Origin of the sequence: Paenibacillus sp. GCM10027626, assembly GCF_042676285.1 — a bacterium.
In the GTDB taxonomy this organism is placed as follows: Bacteria; Bacillota; Bacilli; order Paenibacillales; family Paenibacillaceae; genus Paenibacillus_Z.
In genome coordinates this window covers 69,738-94,875 of sequence record NZ_JBHTHC010000006.1, presented here as the reverse complement: position 1 = coordinate 94,875, position 25,138 = coordinate 69,738, and the positions used below count along the sequence as shown (strand labels likewise).

The window sequence follows — 25,138 nt, the reverse complement described above, 5'->3', positions numbered from 1 at the left end:
CCTAACCTAACCTCTCTGCAGCAAGCACCTGATTACTGTGCAGCCTGGGCGTCAATTGCCTTCTTCAGCAGTGCCTCAGCCTCCTGCAGTTTCGGGAGCGGATCCTGCTTGCCCAGCACGATGTTGTTCGTTGCTTCATCCATCACTTTCTTCGCTTGCAAAACGGTCGGGTCGGAAAGCGTTACATTCCGTACACCGTTCTCGCCCATCATTTTGTTATTGCTCAAATACTCCAAAAGCGCCTTCGGTGCGTCCTGCAGCTTCGCTGCACGCTGCGGATCAGTCAAATAATCGGCGCGGATCGGCAGGGAACCGGATTCAACAACCGACTGCTGTACGTCGAGGTTCCACAGCCAGACAAGAAATTCTTTTGCCCATTTTTTATTGAGCTCCGGCTTGCCTGACCAGATATAATGGCCATTGGACAATGACGTTTGATAATATTTGGTCGCATCAGGATTTTCCGTCATCGGAATGACCATATAACCCCATTTGAAATCGGCCGGCGTCGAATCCTTCATTTCGTTCTCAACCCATACGCCTGTCGAGACCATCGCCGCCTGTCCTTGCAGCATCTGCATTTGCGACTGCGTATGTGTAAGTGCCGCTACGCCTTCAGGGAACGTCCCTTTTTTGCCGAGCTCATAAATGCGCTGATACACTTCTGTCCATTCCGGAGAGGTATATTCCGGCAGCACATGGTTGCGGAAGCTGTTCGTAAAGGTTTCGAGATTGCCATTGGCTTCTGCGAGCTCAAACATTTTGGCGAAGCCGAGCGAATATTCCAGGTAATTGATGTATTGTCCCGGATAGGTAATCGGAATCAGTCCGTCCGCTTTAATAGCATCCACAAGCTGATTGAACTCTGTCCATGTTTTCGGATTTTGGTTCCAGCCCTTTTGCTCAAACAGATTTTTGTTGAAAAACAGCCCTGTACCGCTCATGCTGATCGGAAGCGCATACATTTTGCCTTTAATTCTCGGGCGAACCTCGTAGGTGCCCTGCTGTGCCAGCTCCTTCAGCGTTTTGCCGCTCTCGTCATATGATTTGTGATCCCACAGGTCATCTAAAACCTCGATTTTGTTGTTATCGACAAGCGGATTGACATTGTTGCCGATGTTGGTCGAGAAGATATCAAACATATCGTCATCATCATTGGCGGCAATTTTGGTGCCAATAATCGTGTCGATCTTCGGCGAATAGGTCACATCGAAGGTGACATTCGGGAATTTAGCCGTGAATGAGTCCTTCGCCTTGTCGATCCATTCTCTGCCCCCGGCATTTTCCCAAAATGCCAGCTTCAGGGTAACCTTCTGATCTTTAGGCAGCCCGTTCTCTTCATACACTTCTTCTTTGGCTTGCTGATCCGGTGTGGTTGTGTTTCCCTTTTCTTCCTGCTGGACTGGCTTTTTATTGCCGTTGCCGCCCGTGCTGCTGCCGTCGCTGCCTGTGCTGTTGCTGCCGCAAGCGGCTAATGAGCTAATCAGCCCTGCACTAATGATCAAAATACCCAGTGACTTATTCGCCTTCTTCATCCTAACAGCCCCCTATAAAGTGATCTTGTTCGCATCCTATTTCGCCAATGCTATAATTGCACCATTCCGCTCGGCAGAATCGCGCTCCGCCTCAGCAATGAACAGCGTCCGCAGCGTATCTTCCGGCAAGGCCCGTTCTACCGGACGGTTTTCAAGGATCGATTGAATAAAGTAGTCAATTTCCCGATAATAACCTGTTTCATTCGGCAAATTGGGGACAAATCCCTTCTCCGCTTGCGGGTTATCGGTCAGAACACCGTTCTCGAAAACAAGGTTCCCGCCTTCAAAGTTGACGCGGTACATCATTTTGAAGCCGAAATCGCCACATAGCGTACGGTCCATCTGCGCATTGACGACCTTTTGATCTGGGTATATATAGTTGGTGGACACAATATCGTATACGCTTTCCGGCAGCACATCCCGGGCAATTGTCGAGACGGCGTCCGGCGGCCCGAACAGCCAATTGATCAGGTCGACGTCATGAATATGCAAATCCAGCAAGCCGCCGCCGCTCGCCTCCTTTCGCACCATCCAGTTGTTATGCGTCCAGATGGGCGGATTGCCGCCGCGGAAAAAGCTGGCGGACAAAACTGCGCCGTAACGGCCGCTGGCGACGGTATCCTTCAAATATTCGTATGCCGGCCAGAAGCGCAGGCATTGCGCGATCATCAGCGTCTTGCCGCTCCTCCGGGCAGCCTCGATCATTGCTTGGCCTTCCTCGCTAGTCATCGCCATCGGCTTCTCACAAAGGACATGGTGGCCCTTATTGAGCGCTTTAATGACCGTCTCGGCATGGAGAAAGGTCGGCAGTGTAATGTCTACGACATCCAGCTCTTCCTCCGCCAGCATCGTCTCCAGATCGGAATAAAGATTGTACTGGCTCCAATCCGCGCCCGAATGATCGACCTCGAGATTGCCTTCGGCAAACTTGCCGTTAAACTTATTGTCATCGCCATCGCAAATGGCTGTCAGCTGAATGGGGACGCCCGCTTCCTGCAGGCGCAAATAGCTGCGAAAATGCGTACGCCCCATAAAGCCAAGGCCCACTAAACCAATCTTGAGCATTCGTCTCTCTCCTTCTCTCTTCATCTAGACCGGGAAGCGGACCGCGTTCGGGCGCGTCCACGCCATATGCTGTACGAAGCCTTCGGCATAGGTGCATCCCGCCTGGATACCGCGCGTCTTGCCGAATGTTGTCACAAAATCCATAATGTCTACTTGATCATGCTCCTTCAGCCATACCAGCTGGCTTTGATGCTTTTCGAGCATATCCAGCTTGGTCTGGAACGTATCGGTCACATCGACATAGAATGTGGGGTTAAATTCCAATCCCGATAAATTGTCCATATAATAGAGCGCCGGCACTTTATCCGCCGCCGGATTTTCTGTACGGAACGATGGCAGTGTGGCAAAAAAGGTCGCATGAAACATCAGCTGGCTTACGGCAATGTGGTCAGGCATATAATCATTCGGTGCATGCGTAATGACAATGTCAGGGCGGGCGTAGCGCACCAAGTCGATAAATTTCATACGATTCTCCTGGCTCTCCGCCAGCAGCTCGCCATCGCCAAATCCAAGCGTCAGCACCTCGGATGAAATAAGCGCGGCGGATGCCAATGCTTCCTTGCGGCGAATTTCCGTCAATTCATCCGGCGGAATATGATAATGGCCCTTGTCGCCCTTGCAGGCGTTGCACATGATGATATGATGTCCGGCCCGCTTCAGCTTGGCGAGTGTGCCCGCACAGGAAATCTCCAGATCGTCCGGGTGTGCGCCAACCGCTAGTATATTCATAGATACACTCCTTCCCTTGTGCTGTGATTTGTATTAGTTCAACTCCGGCTCAAGCGGCGCGGCCAGCTCCTCCAGGAAGAACAGCTTGCCAGGCAATGTCGGCATATAGCTTGACGGGATCCATGGGTCAGGCCCGTACTTCAGCGTCGTGCGCAGCGACATCCCTTGCCACATCATGCCGCGCCCCAGTGCCCCGTCCGCCCCGCCGATCGCATAATCGGCTTGGAGGAATAGCCCTGGCCCGATCGTATTGGCATAGCAGGGTACAAGCGTCGTCCGGCTTTTGAAGCTCGTAATCGCATTCTGCTCAATCGTAAGCGGGTGCAGCTTCGCGCCGATGCGGTGAGTCTGCGCAGCCCATTCAGCCTCGCTACCGTATTCGCCGGCAAACTGCGGCTCCCAGAAGGCAATATGGAATACGCGGCCGATCCCGTAGATGACGGCCAGCTTGGCTCCGTCCTGCTTCAATTCGGCAATTTTTGCGGCATAGGTCGGAAGCTGCTCCTTTGTGGCAAAATAGCGCTGATTGACCGGTATTGTCCCTTCGCCGAGCAGATTGTAGAAACTGTTTTCCATCGCATACTGGAATGCGCCCGAATTGGTCGGCGGCAGTGTGTTGCCCTCCGCATCGCTCCATTCATCCATATTGAAGCCATACACATGGGAAGCGCTAACATTCCACGCTTTTAAAAAGTAGACCGTCCATTGGTACATCCCCATCGGTCCCACGGGAAGAATCAATGCCAGCTTCTCGCCGCGGTCGCGCGCTTCCTTGATTGTCCAGGCAATTTCATGCCCCATATAAGCATTGAACTGCTCCAAACTTTCGCAAGGCACCGGCTGGAAGCCTTCATGCCAATGCGGCTGGCGCAAGTAAAAATCCGCTTTACTTCCGCTCGCGCATTGATCGATCTTCGCCAAATCCCAGCCCTGCGGGAAAAAGCTTTCCATCAGCGATCCTTTACAGGTTGAAAGAAAATTCATCTTATTTGCCCTCCTATTCATCATGCGCCGCTTTAGCCAATCCAGCGCCGCAAATTGTCGACCGTCTTCTGAATATCGCGCGCCTGTTCTTCTCCCGATATTTCACGCTCAATAATGAGCTCGCCAGTGTAGCCGATTTCCTGCAGCTTGGCGATAAATGCCGGAAAATTAACTTTGCCTGTGCCGACGAGCACTTCCTTGCCCAGCTTGTCGCCATCGGTCGGGTACATGCCATCCTTCACATGCACATTCCTTATATAGGGTCCGATAACATCCAGCGCATCGATCGGGTTGCCCTTGCCATACAGAATCAGATTGGCCGGATCGAGATTGATGCCCAGATTGCCCGTACCTACCCGCTCTATCGTGCGAAGCAGTACAACCGGCGTCTCCTGGCCGGTCTCAAACCAAAACTCCAGCCCTTTACTTTTGCAATAAACGGCTACTTCCCGAATGGCCTCAACCACGCCGTCATAGTTATCATCCGTCATATTTTCCGGAATAAAACCGCAATGGGTCACGAGCGCCGGAGCGCCGATTTTTTCGGCAAAATCAGCCCAGTTCTTCAGCGTCTGCACCCGCTCCTCCCGGTACTGCTCCGGAATTAGGCCAAGGGTCGTTGGGCCTTCCGTAAAATTCCACTGCCCCGGCCCAGATACCCAGCCCCACATCGCACAGACGCGGACCTGATGCTTGGCAGACTCCTGCCGCACAGTATCAGCGATTTCCGGCGTACACAGATGAGGCTCCCAGCCCATCAGCTGGCATACCTGTAACCCGAATCGGCTTACATGCTCGAAGCAGCGTCCTTCATTTTTCAACAGGTTGACAACACCGATCTCCAAGTGCGTCTCCCCCTTTCATCCTCTCGTCTCACCGTTATCTTAACGCGGAATACGCCGGATTTCTTTAGACGATGCGCTTTGTTTTTTGCACACGATTTTGCACCATTATTCCGTTTTTTTGCACTTCTTGTTGAAAGGAGTTCGGGGGCCGATTGTGGAATTGAAATAAAGAGAATTCGTGATAGTGAAAGGGGCAAGAGCGATGCGATTTCCGCGGCATGAAATTCAGGTTGAAATTGAAATCAGGAAATTGATTAGCCTGTACTACTTTGAATTGTCCAAAGACTATCATTATGCCGGAGAGCAGCATGATTTCTGGGAGCTTTACTATGTAGATAAAGGCGAGATCGAGCTGGAGACCGACTCCGGGAACTATATATTGAAGCAGGGCGACCTGCTTTTTCACGAGCCAAACGAATTTCATATTCCTAAAAGCAACGGCAAAATCGCCCCCAATGTGTTCATCGTTACCTTTGAGTGCGACTCGCCGGCGATGTCCTTCTTTCTGCAGCACAAAAAATTCCGCCTGCGCAATGAAGAGAAAATCATTCTCTCTATGCTGATGAAGGAAGGCTTCAACGCCTTTACACCCGACACAGTCGGTCTCGGCAAGCGATTGCATGTGCGCGCGGATGCCCCTTTCGGCAGCCAGCAGCTGTTCCGCTTCTACTTGGAAGCGCTGCTAATCCACTTGATTCGCCATGGCTGCGATACAGACAACAAACACCATCTGTCCTCCAGCACCCGGGAAAATCAGGAGGCGCAGTTAATTGATAAAATGAAAGCTTACATGGAGGAGCATCTGGCCGACAAGCTGATGCTGGAGCATCTATGCGATCAGTTCTCCATTAGCCGGACCCAGCTCAGCCTGCTGTTTAAGAAGCAATTAGGCTGTGCGGTAATGGAATATTTGAACCGGATGAAGATCGAACGGGCGAAGCTGTATATACGGGAAGATATCTACAATTTAACCGAAATCTCGGCCCTGCTCGGCTATAGCAGCGTTCACTACTTCTCCCGCCAATTTAAAAAAACGACGAGCATGACCCCGTCCGAGTATGCCCGTACCTTGAACGCCGGCTCTTACTGGATGAAGCTTCATTAATCGCTGTTTGGACGGCCGGTGCGGAGCCTGGCGGCGCCCCGATTTTCAGGGAAAATACAACTAAATGGACTTTATGTAACTAATTGGCTTCTTTAGGGCGAAAAACGAAAAACTAAAGAAGAGTCGTTTGATCTAACGGAAGTCACCGACGTTATTTCGCCAATAGAACCTCTTTTTGAAATCTAACGGATTTGAGCGACCTTAATTGGCCTTTTTCTCGCGAAACCGTGCTAAATATCGTCAAATAGCGGAACACACTTCCGTTACAATTTCAGATCGGTCGAATTTTCGAAAATAGCGGCCGTGACATCCGTTAGCGCTCATGCGCCAGGCGGTATGTACGATACTGCTGAATCCCGCATGCAATGGAAAGAAAATATTTGTCTACTAATTCATGAAGAGTATCGTTTGGCGCTCTGAGACCCTCAAATGTGCGGCAAGCTCTTCAAGCCCCATTTTGCCCGAATAACGATTGTAGGTTTCGTTAGCAAAATCGGCGAGTGATGAGAACTTTTATAAATTCTGGCGTGTAATCAAAAAAAGCTTCCGCTCTCAGCCGAAACTGAAAGCGAAGCTTTTTTTACAATGTTATTTCCTGGCGAAGGCGCTGCGACTCATAGGCGCCCAAAATAATTTCCAGCGAATGCCGCCCGTCCTCCCCTGTAATACACGGCGGCCGCCCTTCCAGTATTGCTTGCGCCATGTCGCGGATTTGTTCGGCATGGCCATCCGGCAGCACTTGAAACGGCGGGAATGCCGGGATTTCCACCTGCTCTCCCAGCAGATCCAATGTCGTGATCTCATCGCCGGTCAAAATGACGGTTCCCTTGTCCCCATGAATCACGATCCGATGGTCCGGCTGATTATAAGCCGTTGTCGTCGCTTCAATCGAGCCGAGCGCGCCGCTGCGGTAACAAAGCGCAGCGACCGCGGTATCCTCCACTTCGATTGTACGCAGCACATGGCTCGCATAGGCATACAACCGCTCCACCGGCCCTGCAAGCCATTGCAATAAATCGATCGTATGAATGCCTTGATTCATCATCGCTCCGCCGCCGTCCATTGCCCATGTCCCTCGCCAGCCGGCACTGTCATAGTAGGCTTGGTCGCGGTAGCATTTTACGTAGCCTGCGCATAAGCTCAGCTTGCCCAGCCGACCTTCCTCAAGCAGCGCCTTCACATACCTGGCGGCCGGCGACATGCGGCGCGGAAAGATCGTCGCCAAATAAACGCCTGCCCGCTCACAGGCCGCAATCATCGTATCGATATCCTCCAGCCTCAGCGCCATCGGCTTCTCGCATACGACATGCTTGCCAGCCGCGGCGGCCAGCACAGTTTGCCCGGCATGCATGCCGCTTGGCGTACAGATGCAGACCGCATCAATATCCGGCCGCTGGAGCATTTCCTCATAGCTGGTGTACGCCTTGACGCCATGGCGCGCCGCCGTCTCATGCGCCCGCCGCTCATCCGCATCGCATACGGCCACCAGCTCCGCTTCTGCCGCCCGGGTAATGCCTTCAATATGAAACTTTGATATAACGCCACAGCCAAGCACGGCAAAACGAATTTTTCGTTCCACAATCATCGTTCGGCCTCCTGCAATTCGCTCTCGAAATGATTGTAAATAACCGCCTGTTCATCGGCCAGCACAGTAGCCCGGCATGCCATGTACATATCTTCATGGCTTACTAGAGCAGGCTTCCCTGCAATCCGGTTCAGAAAATCAGCCGTGCAGTTAACCGGTACCGCATCAAGCTCCAGCCGCTCATAAGCATGATCGTTGGACACCCAAAGCAGCAGCTCTTCGTGAGCAACCAGCGGATCGCCATTCAGGCGCAGCTCCGCGCTTCCTTCCGTACCAACGACAAACAGGCGGCAATCTCCCCATGTCCAGCTTTTGGCCGGCGTATGCCAATCCGCATACAGCTGCGCCATGACGCCACCTCCCAGCATAACCTGCGCCGTCGCCGCATCATAAAAGGTTGGCTTATCCGGCATGATCCGTTTGCTCATCATACTGTGAATGCCGGTAATCTCGCATCCTGTCAGCCAGCGCAGCAAATCGAAATCGTGGATAAACAGATCGGCTATAATGCCTCCATTATGCTCCTTCTCAAAATGCCATGGCTGCCTGGCTTCCGGAGATAGCCGGTGCGGCTTGCGCGTCGATATGCTTACAATCCGTCCCAGCCTGCCTTCTTGAATAAGGCGATGCAGCGCGGCGGTCGAGCTGCGGAATCTTTCTGTCAGCATCATCCCCACCTGAATCAGCCCCCGGTCCAGTACGGCCTTCAGCCTTTCCAGCTGCGCCCGATTCACCACGGCCGGTTTATCGACCATAATCGCTTTGCCGTAACGCTCGCATTGTTCGATAATGGCAATTTTCTCGCTGTTTATGGCGGAAGATCCGATAATTTCGATATCATCTGCCAATAGCGGCTCCTCCGAATCCAGCACAGGAATGCCGAAGGGGGCAGCAATTTGTGCTGCGAAGGCTTTATCCTGTTCATAGATGCCTGCACAAGTATGGCCGAGCTCGATCATCTCTGTTATAAAAGAGCTGATGTGTCCGTGTCGGCAGCCAATAATGCCGAATTTCATTTCCAACCACTCCTATCCGCTCTCTACCCGTGAATCATGCCGTAATCCCGCAAAGCTTGCTTCACGAGGTTCAATTCCTGCTCCAGCTTCTTCACATTTAGACCGTTGGTATTGCCAATCGCCGGCAGCTTGCCGATATTTCCGAACGGCTTGAAGACTGGCGCGGCAAATGCTACTGATGTGCCATTGACCGAAGCGGACAAACTTTCATTCAAACGCACCACGTCTCCGGCAATATGCATAATGCGGCGGGTCTGATTGCCGGATGCCAGCACGATCCACTGCCCTACCCGCAGTTGGGCCGAATTCGTAACGGTAATGGCCGAGCCGCTGCCAGTCGCCTTGACGCCAACAAGCGTGCCAGCCGTGCCGGCAGACGTCACTTTGTATCCGACAGGGCCGTCGGTGGCATCGGCTCCGGTAATATAAAGAATCGCCCCCGCTTCATAGCTGCCTGAAGCAGGCGGGAATGCAGGCGCAAAGCGGAAAGCCTGTTCCATCTCATCCGTTTGGACAGCTTTGCTCAAATCGAGCCAGAAACCGCCTTGCTTGGCGGTAATGAAGTTATTCCTGACGCACGCATTCGAGAACGAGCCATCCTCGTCACTAAGCCGGATCGAGTACAGGCCTTTAAGCGCATCGAAAGTATCAGTAATATAGTTGCCCGATATATCGACGCCATCAGCCGTCGACATAACCAGAATGCCCGTCCGCAGCAGCTCGGCATCCGCCGGATAATGCCCCGGATTGATGATGACATTGTTGGTAATCTGCACATTGGAAACGACGCCGATTTTTTTGCGGTTGCCGACCCGGATGCCGGTGAGCGGCGGATTTTTAATGACATTGTCGCTAATAATGACATTCCGCAGGTCAGCTGCCCGGATAAAACCGATCCCGAAGGCGTAGATCTCCACCAGCGTCTGGCGCTTCGTCAGCTCCTCCTGGAACTGGATCGTGTTGCCCGTTACGGTAATATTCTCGAATGCTCCCGTATCCGGCAAAAACTCGCCGGCAAAAGAGCCAATCCCGTATTGCATCGCCCGGTTATAGGTCTTGTTGTTGATGCTGATCGTGTTGCCGGTAATGGTGACATTCTTGATCGGATGCTCATGCCGCGGCCACAGCTGAATCGCCTGATTGGCATTGCTGAATGTATTGCCAACAATCGTCATATCGCAATAGGCATCGCTCACCTCGCTTGCCTGCAGATGAATGCCGGTTACATACCCGTCGGAAATATTGTTGGAAATCACACTTTGTCCCGTGTGCGTTTCCATTGCGCCAATCGCTTTGTTGCCTGGTGCAGCATAAAAACGGCAATTGGTAATCGTATGCGACCGGTTGTTCATATACACAGCGGAATTATCGTAATCCGGATCCCCCTTGGCCATTACAAAATTAAAATAGCAATCCGAAATAAAGACATTTTTGCATGCCGTATTGTTGATTGTGATCGTATTGACGCCGCAGGTCGGATCGAAACGCATATTATCGATCGCAATGTTTTCGAAATTAAACAGCGATATACTAAATTGGCGCCAATCGTAGTCTTGCACATTGTCTTTTTTCGGATCAATGCTGCATGTCGTATTTTTAAGCGGGTTCTGGTCGATGCGGAAGTTGCTGATCCGCACATTTTCCACCTTTTCCTCTCCCCAAAAACCGCCGAAGATCGTCCAGTAGTCGCCTGCATCATCCTTCACCTTGACAACGGCCTCATGGCCTGCGCCTACAATATTCACATTGCTGCGCAGCGCAATCCGCTTCTTGCCGCTTGGAGAAACGATATACGTACCCTTCGGGATGAACACTGTGCCGCCGCCCATAGCCGCTACAGCATCAATCGTATCCTGAATGCTCTGCGTATCGTCTGTAATGCCGTCGCCGGCTGCCCCGAACCATTTAATATTGACTCCGTCTTTATCGATGATGCGCTTAAACCGCGCCCCTGCCGCCGATACAAGCACTGTGCCGGTATTATCCGCCGCTGTCGTATCGCTCGGATCATAGACGAACGGCCCTTCTTTGCCAGCATCGCGTATGTAGTAAAGCCCGTTTAGCGGGGCCTTCGTCCACGCCCGCAGCTCGGCGATCGTAAGTGTTACGCACAAGCCAAGATCGAGCAGATCCTTAATAACAAGATTGTCCGGGCTGCCAGCCAGGCTCTCCGGGTTCGCTTCATTGGCAAACGCCTTTCCGACTCCCCCGCCGAATAAACTGCCAGACGCTGCCGCGATACCGGCTATCCCGATCGTCGTCAGCAGCTGTCTGCGGGTCATATCCGGCTTCTTGACCTCTTGCTCGGAAATCGAACGTTTTTTCTCTGACATGTGCTTGCATCCTCCTCATAAAAGTATAAGTATGGAAAGCGCTATCATCTTTAGTGATTACTATTATACACAGGAAGATCTGCCGCTGCTTTATCTGATTGTCCGCTCTTTTTGCACTGTCATTTATCTATTAATCCGGTTCGTTTGCACAATTGTTCTTCAAATCCGGCTGTTTCCGGTATAGAATACAAAGTATGAGCGAGGGAACCGCTTTCTCAGAATAATGCTTCAAGCATTTATCTGCGCCATTCCAGAGCTCGACAACCTAGTGCCATGCATAACAATTTGATAGCTGGAGGATGAGTAATCGCGATGAAAATCGGACTTAGCACTTACAGTTTGCTGCCTGCCATTAAAGCAGGCGAAATGACCGTTCTTGACGTTATCGACTGGATCAAAGAAAACGGCGGCAGCCATATGGAGATCGTCCCCTACGGCTTTACGCTCGTTGACAACCTGGAGCTGGCTGATGCAGTCAGGGAGAAAGCGGCCGCGGTTGGGATCGAACTATCCAACTATTCGCTTCCGGCCAATTTTGTCCAGGAGACAGATGCTGCTTTCCAGGAAGAAGTGGCGCGCCTGAAGCAGCATGTCGACCTCTTGGCTCGCATGGGAATTCGCCATATGCGCCATGATGTGACGGCGTTTACGCTGCCGCAGGAGAAAATGACGATCCAATACGTGGAGGACAACCTCTCCCTGATCGTCGAGGGAAGCCGCCGGATTGCCGATTACGCGGCTCAGTTCGGGATTACAACAACGATTGAAAACCACGGTTTTTCCGTGCAGGCCAGCGACAGAGTACAGCGCGTGTTGCATGCCGTTGACCGGCCCAACTTCAAAACGACGCTCGATGTAGGCAACTTTTTGTGCGCGGATGAAGCACCATTGGTCGGCGTTAAGAAAAATCTGCCGTATGCCTCACTTATACATATTAAAGATTTTTATGTCCGCCCATACTATCAGCCACCAACCGGGGGAGACTGGTTTCTTACTGCGAACGGGAATTATTTGCGGGGCGCTATTATCGGCCATGGCGACATCGAAATGCGCGAAGTTATTAAACTGATCAAGCAATCCGGATACGATGGATATGTGACCGTCGAGTTCGAGGGAATGGAAGATTGCCGCACCGGTTCCAAAATCGGCATGGACAATGTAAAACGGTTCTGGGAAGAAGCTTGAGGGGCTGGCGGTAGCAATACCGTGGAGGTTCGAGTCCTCTCGACCGCACCATACTTAAGAAGCTGAAATCCCTTGATACGTAAGGGATTTTTTTATTTGCGTTTTTTGAGGGCCAAGAGTGAGGAGAGGGAGAAACGCTTGAAATGCTTCCGTGGTAGCAAAATGAAAAGAGCATCTTCCGAGCGATCTGATCGCTCTAGGAGATGCCCTTGCTCACCATGCGCATTGTCATATTTATTAAATCGCTGCATCTCGACATTGATAAGTTTCCCCTCAGCCGTCTTAGCTTGGATGTCAAAAATGGATTGCTTGTCTCGAGGAGAATCTTTGTCTGTATAGGGATTCATCAAGATGATCTCAATCAGAGCATCTTCGTCAATTGCACGTAAACGGTTGAACCACCGTATCCGAAACGTACGGTGGTAGGAAGGTCAGCTATCCGATCATGGCTTAGCGAGGCTCATCTCGGCGCACATGAGGATAAACGCGCCATAGGCCGGTCACATTTCGCGCAATCCTAATATGAAACCCGTGATTGTCTACAGAAAGGGCTCTCGGGTTTTAATATGATAATAGACGTCAGGCAGGGTGCCCAACGTCTGCGGTATCCTCATCATCTGAGAAGGTAATCTTTTCAATCAGAATTAGTCTAGATCATAACCTGCAGGAAGCTTCAGAAGGATGCCTTCACCTTGTTTGAAGGAAAGCGTCAGTTGCCCGGTTTTCTTGTCATAGTTCGTATCAACGGCTGTCCCGTCTACTTTCGATATTTCTTTGATCCATTTAGGCTTATGTTTCAACGTAAACGTACCCACTCTCGCATTGTCGAAATCCCGATTCACAATCATAACATAGGGATCCCCATTCTGATGTTCGAAATAAGAGATAATATAGGGCTCGTTGCCATCCGCAGGTTGAACGGCCGATTTAGCCGGAAGGCGGTTCGTTGCCGCGGGTATTGTGCTGCCTGTATGATATACCTCTAGCGAAGTTAATTGTTTCAAGGTTTCTCCCAACTGTAACAACTCCGCGTTATTCTGCTGCGCATAGTAATATTTGTTTGTTTTTTCATTATTCGAATTAAGCAACCCATCTTGGAAACCTGGAATCTGTGGCGTACCATAGGTGAAGTAGATGATTCCTTTGACGCCATAAGCCAAATTCGTGTAGAGATTATATCTCATCTCGCCTTCATTCGGCACTCGCATCGATTCGGTTCCAACGGTTTGCATATAAGACCATAGGTCCAGATTATGCTTCAAAGATTGACGCCGCACAATTTCCAAGGTTCTATAGGTGTGTTCATAGATACTGCCGTTATGCCCGAACGGATAATAGTCGAAGCTTAACATATCCGGGTTTTTACTTGCCCATTGAGATACATAGTTCTCATAGAAAGAAGAATTGATAAAGAAGAAGAAGTCTGAATTTAATGGTGTCCCTTGCACATAACCTGTTCCCTGCGGATACCAGTCCTCATCATCCTTCGACCGTACGATCCATCCGACACTGTTGTCGCCCCCGCCTTCATGGACGATCTCCCAGTAATAATTGGTGTTTTCTTTGACCTTCGCATCAAAATTAAACGTTGTGAATAATCTGGCTGATTCCGGAGTGAGTGTGCTGCTATCGATAAGCTTCTTCTTTTTGGGAGAATCCCAGATGCTCATCGTTAACTTCTCATCATCCTTGAATTGATTAAAGTCGAGCCACACTTGAATGGACGTTATTTTCTTCTCGTCCGGCATTGTCCGGAAGCTTTGACCAATCGGAGAATCTGGCTTTGCAAATTCCCCCGATACATCTTTCGAATACCCCGTATGATCAAAAGTATCCCAGTAACCATTCAGATTGACGAAGGTCATACGATCTGGATCATGCGACCTGAATAAGTCCTGTACTTGAGCTACATTATCAATTGACTCATAGCCAGTTGGTTCGTCAACAATGTTGTAACCCAACAATCCTCGTCTACCCTTGTAATGATCTACATTATCTTGAGGAGCTGAGAGTACTTCCTCGGATAAAGGTTCACTTTTGTTGGTGAATTGATAATTGAAGCGTTCATCGAAGGCCATTACCTTCAAATTATGAGCTTCAGCAAAATCCATGACTCGATCATTCGTAGCGAAGCTATTCGTGCCATTATGAGGGACAAGAAAATTAACATTCATATTCTTGATATCTTCCATACTGGCGTCGGTAATATCGCCAGCTGGTTGAATCCAGAACACCCCAATAGGGAAGGGTACATCCATTTGTTGCACTGGGCCGTTGGGCCTTGGTGGAATTGACACTTTCTTCGCTTCAGCCTCATTCTGAGTGTAAAGAAATGTTGCCGCAAATGCAGCAATGAGCAGCATACTTGTGATTTTCTTCATGTTTATAACTCACTCCTCTACAAATTCATTTGAACAAGAAAACCAACTTCCTTAATCACCTCCTCAAATATTTCCTTGATAACCTCATTAAATGTTAGCGCTTTCTTTAATTAATGTACCATGCCTAGCCGTCGGAAAATGTACACTCAGGGACTGTAAATGTGCACAGATAGATTTTATTGAAAAACCATGTGCACTGTTCGGTTACATGAGTTGCACGCTTCAAACAAAACAAAATGGCCCCAGCTTCAAGGAATGAAGAGGGATCCATTTTGTTTGCGGTAGTCAAGGGGCGGCACGGAGAAGCTTTTGGTAAACAACCGTGAGAAGTAACGGGGATTCGTGATGCCGACAGCCTCGGCCACTTCGTACACCTTCATGTCCGTCGTTACCATGAGCTGTTTAGCCATTTCTAATTGATAGGATTGAACAAACTCATGAAAGCTCACTCCAGTTTCCTTACGAAACAATGTTTTAAACCAGCTTGGACTTAGATTGACGTATTCAGCCGCAGAAGTGATATCAATATCGCGATAATGTTTATGAATGTAGTGGATTGCCTTCTTGATTTCCGTACGCATTGTTAGGGGGGAACTGTTCAATAAATGAACAAATTCAGTAAGCGTTTGCATGGCGTCGAATACCTCAGAATGATGCAGAGCCGTAGTTAATCTTCCTATTAGCGATGGCTTAAGTTCGAGAAGTAGTGGTTCGTAGTGGCTTCCATACATTCCAACATGGCCAGCAACAATAATAACGATTTCCTTGCCTAGTTCCTTGATGTGATCTGGATGCGGTTGTAATTGCTTGGTCAGCTCCAACCATTCGCGAATGCCGGATGAAGCCTCCTTATAATCCCGTTCTGCTACCGCTTTCCGAATGCTTTCAGTTTTTGACTCAAGCGGTTTGATGCTGTCAGCGGCAAACGTTCTGTTGTCATGCTCCTGCAACAGCTTCCCTTGATCTAAATAAAAGCCGGAGTCGAATAATTCAACGCTCTCCTTATACGCTTTGAACAATTCCATTACACGGTATCGGACTGGGATGAATGACATCAAATAATGATTCCGTTCCAGCGAACCACTCATAATAGAGCTAAACGAAGAACATTGCTGGGCGCACCAGCTATGGAAATTGCATGTGTCGTTTTCTGCGAATGAAACAAATAGGATGCTCCATAGGCGTTCTGGCATGCGTATGACGATGGAGCGATAAGGTTCGCACACGGTTTCCAATAAGGGATAACTAGCAATTAGCCATTGATCGGCTGTCAAATCGGCACGGATCGTTGCCAATGCGAATTGGCGCGGCTTAAATGGAATCTGCTGAAGTTGCGATAGTATACGCTCCGATGGAAATAAGATTAGCTCTTGCAGCATGAAGCGGATCGTTTGTTCCGCAGCATTTCGCTCCTTGCGTAATTGACGTGCTGCTTTGTCCAAACCTCTAAGAAGGTCCTCCTCGCTGAGTAGAAGCTTTGTTAAATAATCGAAAGCCCCTAAACGGATAGCAGTCTGAGCTTTGGTAAAGTCTTCATAACAGGTTAGCATGATAACCTTTGGCGGCTCGTTACGCTTCTGAATTTGCATTAAAAGCTCTAACCCATCCATGACCGGCATCCCGATATCTGCGAGTATAATATCCGGCTTGAGCCTGTCTATTTGTTCAAGCGCCTGAACACCATTTTCAGCTTCTCCGATAATCTTGTAGCCATGCTCGGCAAGCCTAAAGCTGCGCAATTTGCGTCTAGTCAACGGCTCATCATCAACGACCATCAGTGTGATCGCTTCGTGCATGTTGCTCTTCCTCCTTCTCCTTCTGGATCTTGAGCCTAACCGTTACGGTCGTGCCGACACCCTCCTCGCTGTCAATCTGCAGGCCGTAGTTCAAGCCATAATACAGCTGAATTCGCCTATTTACATTTTGTAACCCTATGTTATTCTCCTGCGGCATTCCTTCCAGCTCAAATGTAGCCTGCAACCCTAGGACTTTGTTCTTCGCCATACCAACGCCATTATCTTCCACCACAATTCGGATGTCATTTCCTTCTGCCACAGCTGTCACCATTAGCCTTCCAGCGCGATCTGTGAGCGGATGGAGGCCGTGGAACACGGCGTTCTCCACAATCGGCTGCAGGATAAGCTTTAATACCATGCTATTGGTTAGTTCACCTGGATCGACCACGTTGAATGTGAATCGGTTGCCATAGCGAATTGATAAAATGTATAAATAATCTTTGATGTTATGCAATTCGTCATGAAGCGGACGCAAATCCGTCGCACGGTCTAAGCCATATTTCAGAAGCCTTGTCAATGCGGACATCACTTGATGAAGTTCTCTTTTCTCTCCGAAATCAATCAGGATATCGATCGTATTCAGCGTGTTGTATAAAAAATGAGGGTTGATCTGCGACAGCAGAACTTGAAAATCTGCCTGCCGCTTTTTCTCTTCCGTCGCCGTCAAATCAACGATCAATTGTTTGATTGTTCGCATCATCCGGTTGATCTCAAGCGCCAGTTCGCCAAATTCATCCTTTCGAATGATGGGGAATGTATAGTCCAAATCCCCTTTAGCGACCGTTCGGATACCGCGAGATATTACTAGGATCGGCCGCGTAAACCACCAGGAGACTATAATATAGATGAGCGCGAGTCCAGCGATACCGATAGTACAAACGAGGATAGCTAAGTGGATGACAGGATCGAATTGCTGCTCTAACTTTTGTACATCTCCGACAATAACGATTTTCCAGTTCGGATGATCTGATAATTTAGTTGTCGCGTAGTACTTGCTATTGCCTGAGAAGTACTTCAGTGCTTCCGGGAGCGTTTGGATATGCTTGTCTTTGTAGCTGGTCGGCTGATTTGGATTATCTCTGCTTATGGTCAATGTATCGATCAGCTGGTTGTTACGATCGAACAATAAGGTCTGTGTATCGTAATTGCCTGTGAAAGCGGCACTACCCTGCAGAAAGTAAGTCAAATCCACAACAAACGCCAGCTTGCCGATGGAAACGCCGTTCTCATCATAGACGTTTTTGCTAATGATGCTGACAGGGCTAAAAACATTTAAGCGGCCTATGCTAGAACGAAATGGATCGGACCAGGCGATGGTGGGGCTGCCTTCCTTAGACTGCTCTTGGATTAGCTTCTGCTCCTGTTCGGAGAAATATCCCCAGAAGTGCTCGGGATATCCGGTTATAGAACCTCGCTGATCGATATATACGATCCCACGAATTAAATCGCTGCGAATCCGAATAAGCGTATTCATCGATTCCAGCAGTTTGTCCGGTGCCTTATCTTTACTGGCCGTTTGTTCGATCTCAAGCATGTTAAGTACAACATCGTCCATTTGCTTCTCGATTAGGTATGCAACCTGACGACTCATTCCGCTTAGCGCTTCGACCTGTGTTTGACGCAGATAGCGAACAGTTTGATGCTGCGCGACATAAATGACGACAGCTACGAGAAGCGTACTCGGGATGATTAACAGCAGGATTAACTTCATCCGCGAACTGATCTTCTTCCCGATTATCATCCATTCCTCTCCATTCGGTTAAACTAATGTTACCCCTTAACATAAGTATACTTACTGGATAAGAGCATCAACAAGATGCACCTTTTCCAGTAAGTACATTAAATGTAAATAATAATAATTATTTCGGCGGGGAAACTTTCAACTGTTCAGCCACTTGCTTTATTAAAGCATCGCCGCCTGAGCGCTTCCATTCATCGACATATTTATCCCACTCGTCAAAGCTTCTCTTACCGAGGACGAAAGCAATCTCATTTTTCTTTATAAACTCCCCTAACCGATTCGTGGTTGGGCCATCCAAAGTGAGGAACATGTCATAGTTCTTATACCGCGGCATCGCCATAACGTCCAGATTATATTTGTCCCCTAGTTCGTTATAGGGAATGAGGTCGGATTGCTGGTGTACTTCCCAAATCAGGGAGTAAGCGAGATTTTGCCAGTCGCCAGCTCCTTTCAATTCCGGTTGATTATCGATCGGTGTGTTTTTGGGATCCTTGATGATCGTATAAGTGCCGTTGTCATGTTTCTCGACCTTTACCAGATCCGGATAAATTTCCGGTCCGCCACCCTGCACGGGAGCCCAATAATTAACGTTAGGATAGATAACCGAATCAAGGAAATGCGCGATCCGTTTTAATTTACCCGGATCTTTTGCTGCTTCTTTGGAAATAAGGTACAAGCCTTCTGGAGCCCCGGTAGGTAAGTTCATGCCGCCCTTACCGTCGTTTGATTTTAAAGGCTGAATCGGGGCCCAGTAATCCAGTGTTTCCGGATCGTTCTTCTTTGCCGTGTATTGTTCAGCCAGCAGGTTGAAACCTGGATAATTAACCATACCGATCTGGTCATTCAGCGTATAGGATTTAAATTGTTCCCAGCCGATCGTGTACCAGTCAGGCGATAACAGCTTGTTATCATTCAATTTTTTGACGAACTCCAGGTATCGTTTGGTTGAACCGTCAAGCATAGGATGATTGACTGTCCCGTCTACGACATTCCAACTCGTATGGCCATACATGGCTCTTAAAGCATCCATCATGCCGAAGCCTTGGCCATTCGCGCCGGTCCCCATAAAGTAAGTGTCGGCTTTGTTGTTTTTATTAGGGTCTTTTTCCACGACAGCCTTCGCATAAGCAAACAGCTCATCCTCGGTCGTTGGCATACTCATGCCAAACTGCTTGAGCCAATCTTGTCGGATGAAAAGGCCCCAGTTCGGGGGAAATGTGGAATAGCGCGGAATGCCGACCATATGGCCGTCTAGTGTTGACCAGTTCTTGAAATCCTTCGTTACATAGTTCATCATCTGCGGCATGTAAGGGAGAACTTCCAGTGCGTCGACCAATTGGCCTTGTTTATAGAGCGAAAAGGCTACATCTTTATCTCCGATATAAGTCAAGTCCGGCGGTTGCGCTGATGCGAAACGAACCGTTATTTTGTTGATCAGATCACCGGAAGCCATATTCGTTAGTTTGAGTGAAATATTCAATTGTTTGTTCAAATAGTCGGCGATTGGGTCTTCCGATGCCGGCGTATTCGTATTGCCGACCAGTGCGACCTCGATATCATAGTGCTTGCTCATGTCGTCATAATCGTAGCTTCCCGGATCAACGGCCTTCGGTACCTCCGGAAAAGCGTCGGGAAACGTCAGTTCCTTCAATGGCTCTGTACCGTTTACGGAATTACCCGTGCTGCTGTCGGCCGTTTTGTCCTTGCCCTCGCTGCATGCGCTTAGTAACAGTGATAACAGCAATACCATTGCTAGTGAGACTTGTACTCCTTTGTTCCTCATTGAACGACCCCTTTTCATATTTATTATATTGTAGGAGATTCCCTTTAGGAAATCTCATCACAACCTACCCTTTTACCGCACCCAAATACATCCCTTTAATAAAATGCTTTTGCAGAAACGGGTACACACATAAAATAGGGAGAATACCGAAAATTACAGTCGCCATCTTCATCGATTCCGGAGTGATTCGCGCCGAATCCAGAATAATCGTTTCCCTGAATTGGTCACCGATCACCTGCCCAGTCAGCATATTCTTCAATATAAGCTGTAGTGGGTACTTGTTGGCATCGTTCAAGTAAATGAGCGCATCGAACCAGCTGTTCCAGTGGCCTACGACGCCGAACAGGCCAATCGCGGCCAAGGCTGGGGCTGCAAGCGGAATGACTACATGGACTAGGGTTTGGATTTCACCGGCTCCGTCAATTTTAGCGGAATCCATTAAGCCATCCGGCAGATTTTCGATGAAAATTTTAATAACGAGTAGGCCGAAACTATCAACTAGCCCAGGAATGATGAGCGACCATAGCGAATCGATTAAATGCAAGTCTTTCACGACCAGGTAGGTCGGGATCAACCCGCCGCCAAACAGGATTGTCGCAAGAATAAAGAATAGCATTGCGTTCCGTCCAGGCAAAGTTCTATGGGACAGCACGTACGCGCCGATCAGCGTAAACACCAAGGTTAGAAGCGGACCGACTACGCTACGGATCACGGATATAAGGAAAGAATTCCATATTAACGGAGAGGTAATGATCCGTCTATACGCTTCGAGCGTAGGTTCGTGTGGAATGATTACGAAATAATGGCGCGCGATCAGCTCGGGCTGTGTCGTTAGTGACATGCCAAGAACATAAATGAGCGGAAATACGGAAGCTATGGCTACAATAATAACAATGACATGCAGGATGACTTGATACAAGGTTTCCGATCTAGATCTAAAATACATAAGTTTGCCTCCTACCAGATTCCACGGCCGGTAAATCTCTTGGATAAATAGTTGCTGATCAGCACAAGAATCATCCCGATCAACGATTGGAATAATCCCATTGCAACACCCAAGCTGAGCTGTAGACTTGCTAGTCCCTCACGATATACCCAAGTATCGATCACGTCCGCGACAGCTAGTACGGCTTGATTGTAGAACAATAGAATCTGTTCGCCACCTGCATTGAGAATGTTGCCAAGGCTTAAGCACAACACAAAAGTAATGACGGGCGTTATTCCTGGAAGCGTTATATGCCATAACCGCCGCATCGGTCCTGCACCGTCCATAACGGCTGCTTCGTAAAGCATAGGATCAACCGTCGCTAATGCGGCCAAGTAGATGATGGTACTCCAACCTACTTCCTTCCATATACCGGAACTGATTAATATGGGACGAAACCAGCTTTCATCCAGTAAAAACTCATGGCGGTCAAACCCGAAAAAATTGAGCGTATTGTTGATGAAGCCAGATCCTACCGAGAAAAAACCGAATACGATTCCGAACACGATAACCCACGAGAAAAAGTGGGGGATGTACACAAGAGTCTGCATCCATTTTTTGAATCTCTTTGTGACCAAGTCATGGAAAATGATAGCCAAAATGATAGGCGGAAAGAAACCGAATACAATACGCAGTAGACTGATTTCCACCGTGTTTCTGATGACTGTCGGTAAGACTGGGTCGGTATACATCATTCGGAAATTGTCTAGTCCGACCCACGGACTTGCAAATGTGCCGCTCCCTAACTGCAGATCTTTGAAGGCGACGACCCAGGCCAGTCCAATCGGCCAATAACGAAAGACGATGTAATAAGCGACAATGGGCAAGAACAGCAAATATAAGGTGCGGTGCTGAACGATTCTCATCCATAATGTCTTTTTTCGATAAGGCAGAGACATGTGATGACTCCTTTCTGATGTAATGGTAGCGTTTTCTTGGACTAAATATACCATGCCTCGCTGTCGGAAAATGTACACTCAGAGACTGAGAATGTGCACGGACAGATTTTTTGCAAAAGAAAAGGCTGTGAGATCAGAGGACGACCTCTGATCTCACAGCCTTTCTCGCGTGCTTGTTGCTGCCAAGCTAACGAAATTTCTTAATAAACTCGACCGCTCGGTGGATGTCAGCCTTCGGATTGTCTCCAACTTCGCGTTCGATGGTTAAATAACCTGTATAACCAATTTCCGAAAGCGCCGCAAAAAAGTCGTCGAACTTGACGCTACCTTCGCCGAGCGGCACCTCACGGAAAGCCTCTCCTGCGGCAGCCATATCGGAAATCTCCTCATGCGACATGCCTTTGTGCCCGAGGAAGCCGTAGATGGCTATTGGATCCACGAAGTCGTGGAACTTGAGGCCGTCTTTGACATGCGTGTGCACAATGTGGTCCTTGAGGGTATAAACCCCTTGCACAGGGTCGTCCCCGGTAACCATAACGAAGTTCGCGGGGTCGAAGTTGACGGCAACCCCTCTGGAGCTTAGCTTGTCCAGAAACGTCTTGAGGTGCAAGGCGGTTTCAGGGCCGGTCTCAATCGCGAAATAAGCATTTCTCTCTGCTGCATATGCAGCTAACTCTGCGCAAGCTTCAAGCATCGGCTGATAGTAAGGATGCGATTCCTCAGGCACGATGCCAATATGTGTTGTAACGATGTTCGTGCCAAGGTCCAGGGCCAGATCGAGGATCTGCTTCGACTTCGCGACTTTCTCACGATTTACCGTTGCATCCTGAAAGCCATACCCTCCGAGGTCGCCGCATAGAGCGGCGATTTCCAGCCCCATTGAATCAATATATGCTTTAAGCTCCTTGCGATCTGTGGTCGACAAGGTGGCCGGATCCATCTCTCCGCTAACCGCATAGATTTGAACACCCTCGGCTCCGACTTCTGCTGCATTCTTCAACCCTTCGCGCACACCGACGCCGAAGCTGTCGACGATCACGCCGATTTTGTTCGTCAGCTTCACCCGCTATTCCCCCTCGAAATGAATTTCTCTTCCGATCCTCGCCGATTCATAAATACCGCATAATATTTTCATCATTTCCACGCCGTCTTCTACGGGACTGAGCGTTTGGATTCGGCCGAGGCACGAGTCGACGAAATGGTTGATTTCATTCGCGAAGCTCTGAATACCATCGAAGGCAAGATTATCTACCTGAGGCGTGATGTTCAGAATCGTATCATGCTTTTCGCTGACCAACATCAGTTCGGGTTCAAGCTCTGCGCCGCCCTTTTCCCCGTAGATCTTGGCCGTAATTTCATCCTGCTTCGCATGAAGGGAGAAGCTAACGTCTACGAGAAGGGAAGCGCCGTTCTCAAAACGGATCATCGCATTCGCTAGATCCTCGACATCGTTCTTGTCCGGATCGTAATCCGAACACTTATAGTAGGCAAGGTTCTGAATATTGGCGCGGTTACCAAGCTTCTTATACGTATTGCCGCTCACCGATTTGACCTTCGGTCTGCCCATCAAATACCAGCATAGGTCGATGACGTGCACACCCAGATCGATCAGCGGCCCCCCTCCTGACCGCTTCTGGTCAGAGAACCAGCCTCCAGGGTTGCCGATTTTGCGCAAGCATGAGGCCTTAGCGTAATAAACTTCGCCAATTTCTCCTGCTTCGATAAATCGTTTCACAAGTTTCGTATTGTTGCCATATCGGCGTACAAATCCGACCTGCAGTACGCAATTGCTTGCCCGTACTGCCTTCTCTACTTCTAATGCCTCTTCGACTGTTATACATAGAGGTTTTTCGACCAGTACATGCTTGCCAGCTTGAAGAGCGGCAATGGATATTGGTGCATGGGCACTATTAGGGGTGCAGATACTTATGGCATCAAGCTGGGGGTCATTCAACATTTGACGGAAATCCGTGTAAATGCGGCTAATCCCACGTTGCTCCGCTTTTTTGGCGGCCCGCTCTTCCACTAGATCGCAAATCGCGTATAATTCGACATCCGGATTGGCGGCGTAGGAGTTCATATGAATCTCGGCAATACCTCCTGTACCGATAATACCGACTCTCAGCTTGCTCATAGATGGCTTCTTCCTTTCCTCTTCTGAGTGAATGGGGTAGCTTGCTTCTCACTCGAATCGTAACAGGAAGCCGCCGGAGGTGTCTTTAGCCATAACCGTTAATCTATTGTTCTTTTTTTGTGATTGCCGATCATTTGTTGGTAGTCCGTTGGGGAAAATCCGTAGTTTATACGGAACGCTTTGCTGAACGTATGAATAGATTGATAGCCCAGCTTTGCGGAAATTTCCGTAACACTTAAGGTTGACCCCTTGAGCCATTCCAACGCCTTTTCAAAGCGTCTGCGATTAAAGTACTGTTTGATGGTGTGGCCTGTTTTTTGTGAAAAAAGGTGCGAAAGATGGGAATAGCTGTAGCCAAGCGCCTCTCCGAGCTGGGGCAGCTTAATTATGGTTCCGTTCTCCAGATTGCTGTCGATATGGTGGATGATTTCGTAAATGATCCCGTGGTTCACATCGGTTTCATACTGACGGGAATACTGTTTCTCCCAACTGTCGAAGAAGCTTCGATAGGTGAGGAAAATAAGTTGATAGATATAGGATTTAATCAGCGCATCCGAGTATTCCCTCAGATTAATCAGTTCGTTGAAAATGCCCCTAAAAGCCGTTTCGATTCCGAATTTATCCGTGGTTATCGGTATCTTCACTTGGTCGAGCATCCGCTGAACCTGGGCAAAGCTGCTGTACTCGCTTCTCGATGCATCAAATCCGAAGCCGATATAATAATATCGGAAGGGATCACTCGCATCTGCATGACCGTCGTGACGCTCACCTGGCAAGCTTATGTAAATGTCTCCGGCTTTGACCGGATAGCTTTTGTCGTTGCTGCAGTAATAACCGCTGCCCGAAGCGATGTAGCTAATCTCATAACAAAACTGATCATGACCCCCAATCGAAAATCCGGAGCTACTGCCAAGATCGCCAACCTGATAGAGAAGGATAGCGTCGTAGGAGATAGGATTGTTGTAATAAATATTGTCAAAATGAAATTTTGCCCCTTTTCTTACGGCTTTCCGATCCTCGAACATGTACCCGCCCAC

Annotated in this window: 19 protein-coding genes and 1 pseudogene; 2 read left to right on the top strand and 18 right to left on the bottom strand. The window is 49.1% G+C overall.

Annotated features, from left to right (window positions below):
• Positions 1 to 32: 32 nt before the first annotated feature.
• The 5 genes from ACFQ0N_RS13515 to ACFQ0N_RS13495 are packed head-to-tail and all read right to left on the bottom strand — an operon-like array spanning position 33 to position 5,158.
• Positions 33 to 1,535, bottom strand: a complete 1,503-nt coding sequence (locus ACFQ0N_RS13515; RefSeq protein WP_379326838.1) for a type 2 periplasmic-binding domain-containing protein — start codon at positions 1,533 to 1,535, stop codon at positions 33 to 35.
• 36 nt (positions 1,536 to 1,571) lie between these two features.
• Positions 1,572 to 2,600, bottom strand: a complete 1,029-nt coding sequence (locus ACFQ0N_RS13510; RefSeq protein WP_379326836.1) for a Gfo/Idh/MocA family protein — start codon at positions 2,598 to 2,600, stop codon at positions 1,572 to 1,574.
• 24 nt (positions 2,601 to 2,624) lie between these two features.
• Positions 2,625 to 3,329, bottom strand: coding sequence for a PIG-L deacetylase family protein (locus ACFQ0N_RS13505; protein ID WP_379326834.1), 705 nt, complete (start codon positions 3,327 to 3,329; stop codon positions 2,625 to 2,627).
• 33 nt (positions 3,330 to 3,362) lie between these two features.
• Positions 3,363 to 4,313, bottom strand: coding sequence for a sugar phosphate isomerase family (locus ACFQ0N_RS13500; protein ID WP_379326832.1), 951 nt, complete (start codon positions 4,311 to 4,313; stop codon positions 3,363 to 3,365).
• Between the two features lie 32 nt (positions 4,314 to 4,345).
• Positions 4,346 to 5,158, bottom strand: a complete 813-nt coding sequence (locus tag ACFQ0N_RS13495) for a sugar phosphate isomerase/epimerase family protein (RefSeq protein WP_379326830.1) — start codon at positions 5,156 to 5,158, stop codon at positions 4,346 to 4,348.
• 202 nt (positions 5,159 to 5,360) lie between these two features.
• Here ACFQ0N_RS13495 and ACFQ0N_RS13490 point away from each other — a divergent pair, with 202 nt between their 5' ends.
• Entirely contained in the window at positions 5,361 to 6,263 is a 903-nt protein-coding gene (locus tag ACFQ0N_RS13490; protein ID WP_379326828.1) for an AraC family transcriptional regulator, read from the top strand.
• A gap of 580 nt (positions 6,264 to 6,843) precedes the next feature.
• On the opposite strand, the gene ACFQ0N_RS13485 is transcribed toward ACFQ0N_RS13490, so the two are convergent.
• From ACFQ0N_RS13485 to ACFQ0N_RS13475, 3 genes are read right to left on the bottom strand one after another with little or no spacing between them, the layout of a single operon-like run.
• The gene (locus ACFQ0N_RS13485) at positions 6,844 to 7,848 is read right to left on the bottom strand and encodes a Gfo/Idh/MocA family protein (protein WP_379326826.1); all 1,005 of its coding nucleotides are present in this window, start codon (positions 7,846 to 7,848) and stop codon (positions 6,844 to 6,846) included.
• Entirely contained in the window at positions 7,845 to 8,864 is a 1,020-nt protein-coding gene (locus tag ACFQ0N_RS13480) for a Gfo/Idh/MocA family protein (protein ID WP_379326824.1), read from the bottom strand. The genes ACFQ0N_RS13485 and ACFQ0N_RS13480 overlap by 4 nt, the downstream gene beginning before the upstream one ends.
• Before the next feature lie 23 nt (positions 8,865 to 8,887).
• Complete coding sequence (locus tag ACFQ0N_RS13475; protein ID WP_379326822.1) at positions 8,888 to 11,197, bottom strand: glycosyl hydrolase family 28-related protein; 2,310 nt, start codon at positions 11,195 to 11,197, stop codon at positions 8,888 to 8,890.
• Between the two features lie 312 nt (positions 11,198 to 11,509).
• Between ACFQ0N_RS13475 and ACFQ0N_RS13470 the strand changes: the two genes are divergently transcribed.
• A complete protein-coding gene (locus tag ACFQ0N_RS13470; RefSeq protein WP_379326820.1) occupies positions 11,510 to 12,382 on the top strand; it encodes a sugar phosphate isomerase/epimerase family protein in 873 nt (290 codons plus the stop codon).
• Positions 12,383 to 12,609: 227 nt separating this feature from the next.
• Here ACFQ0N_RS13470 and ACFQ0N_RS13465 read toward each other — a convergent pair.
• From ACFQ0N_RS13465 to ACFQ0N_RS13420, 10 genes and pseudogenes are all read right to left on the bottom strand, one after another.
• Positions 12,610 to 12,789, bottom strand: a pseudogene (locus ACFQ0N_RS13465) (PD-(D/E)XK nuclease family transposase); the annotation flags it as partial.
• A 237-nt stretch (positions 12,790 to 13,026) separates the two neighbouring features.
• Positions 13,027 to 14,763 carry a hypothetical protein gene (locus ACFQ0N_RS13460; protein WP_379326818.1) on the bottom strand — a complete coding sequence of 579 codons (1,737 nt, stop codon included), beginning with the start codon at positions 14,761 to 14,763 and terminating at the stop codon, positions 13,027 to 13,029.
• 248 nt (positions 14,764 to 15,011) lie between these two features.
• Entirely contained in the window at positions 15,012 to 16,559 is a 1,548-nt protein-coding gene (locus tag ACFQ0N_RS13455; RefSeq protein ID WP_379326816.1) for a response regulator, read from the bottom strand.
• Positions 16,528 to 18,300 carry a sensor histidine kinase gene (locus tag ACFQ0N_RS13450; protein WP_379326814.1) on the bottom strand — a complete coding sequence of 591 codons (1,773 nt, stop codon included), beginning with the start codon at positions 18,298 to 18,300 and terminating at the stop codon, positions 16,528 to 16,530. Before ACFQ0N_RS13450 ends, ACFQ0N_RS13455 begins: the two co-directional genes overlap by 32 nt.
• Before the next feature lie 118 nt (positions 18,301 to 18,418).
• Positions 18,419 to 20,083, bottom strand: a complete 1,665-nt coding sequence (locus tag ACFQ0N_RS13445) for an extracellular solute-binding protein (RefSeq protein ID WP_379326812.1) — start codon at positions 20,081 to 20,083, stop codon at positions 18,419 to 18,421.
• A 64-nt stretch (positions 20,084 to 20,147) separates the two neighbouring features.
• Positions 20,148 to 21,029 carry a carbohydrate ABC transporter permease gene (locus tag ACFQ0N_RS13440; RefSeq protein WP_379326810.1) on the bottom strand — a complete coding sequence of 294 codons (882 nt, stop codon included), beginning with the start codon at positions 21,027 to 21,029 and terminating at the stop codon, positions 20,148 to 20,150.
• Between the two features lie 11 nt (positions 21,030 to 21,040).
• Positions 21,041 to 21,967: an ABC transporter permease gene (locus ACFQ0N_RS13435; RefSeq protein ID WP_379326808.1), complete on the bottom strand. Its 927-nt coding sequence runs from the start codon at positions 21,965 to 21,967 to the stop codon at positions 21,041 to 21,043.
• Between the two features lie 187 nt (positions 21,968 to 22,154).
• Positions 22,155 to 23,030 (bottom strand): sugar phosphate isomerase/epimerase family protein, encoded by an 876-nt coding sequence (locus tag ACFQ0N_RS13430; RefSeq protein ID WP_379326806.1) that lies wholly within the window; start codon positions 23,028 to 23,030, stop codon positions 22,155 to 22,157.
• Positions 23,031 to 23,033: 3 nt separating this feature from the next.
• Positions 23,034 to 24,101: a Gfo/Idh/MocA family protein gene (locus ACFQ0N_RS13425; protein WP_379326805.1), complete on the bottom strand. Its 1,068-nt coding sequence runs from the start codon at positions 24,099 to 24,101 to the stop codon at positions 23,034 to 23,036.
• Positions 24,102 to 24,199: 98 nt separating this feature from the next.
• Positions 24,200 to 25,126 (bottom strand): AraC family transcriptional regulator, encoded by a 927-nt coding sequence (locus ACFQ0N_RS13420; protein WP_379326804.1) that lies wholly within the window; start codon positions 25,124 to 25,126, stop codon positions 24,200 to 24,202.
• Positions 25,127 to 25,138 lie beyond the last annotated feature (12 nt).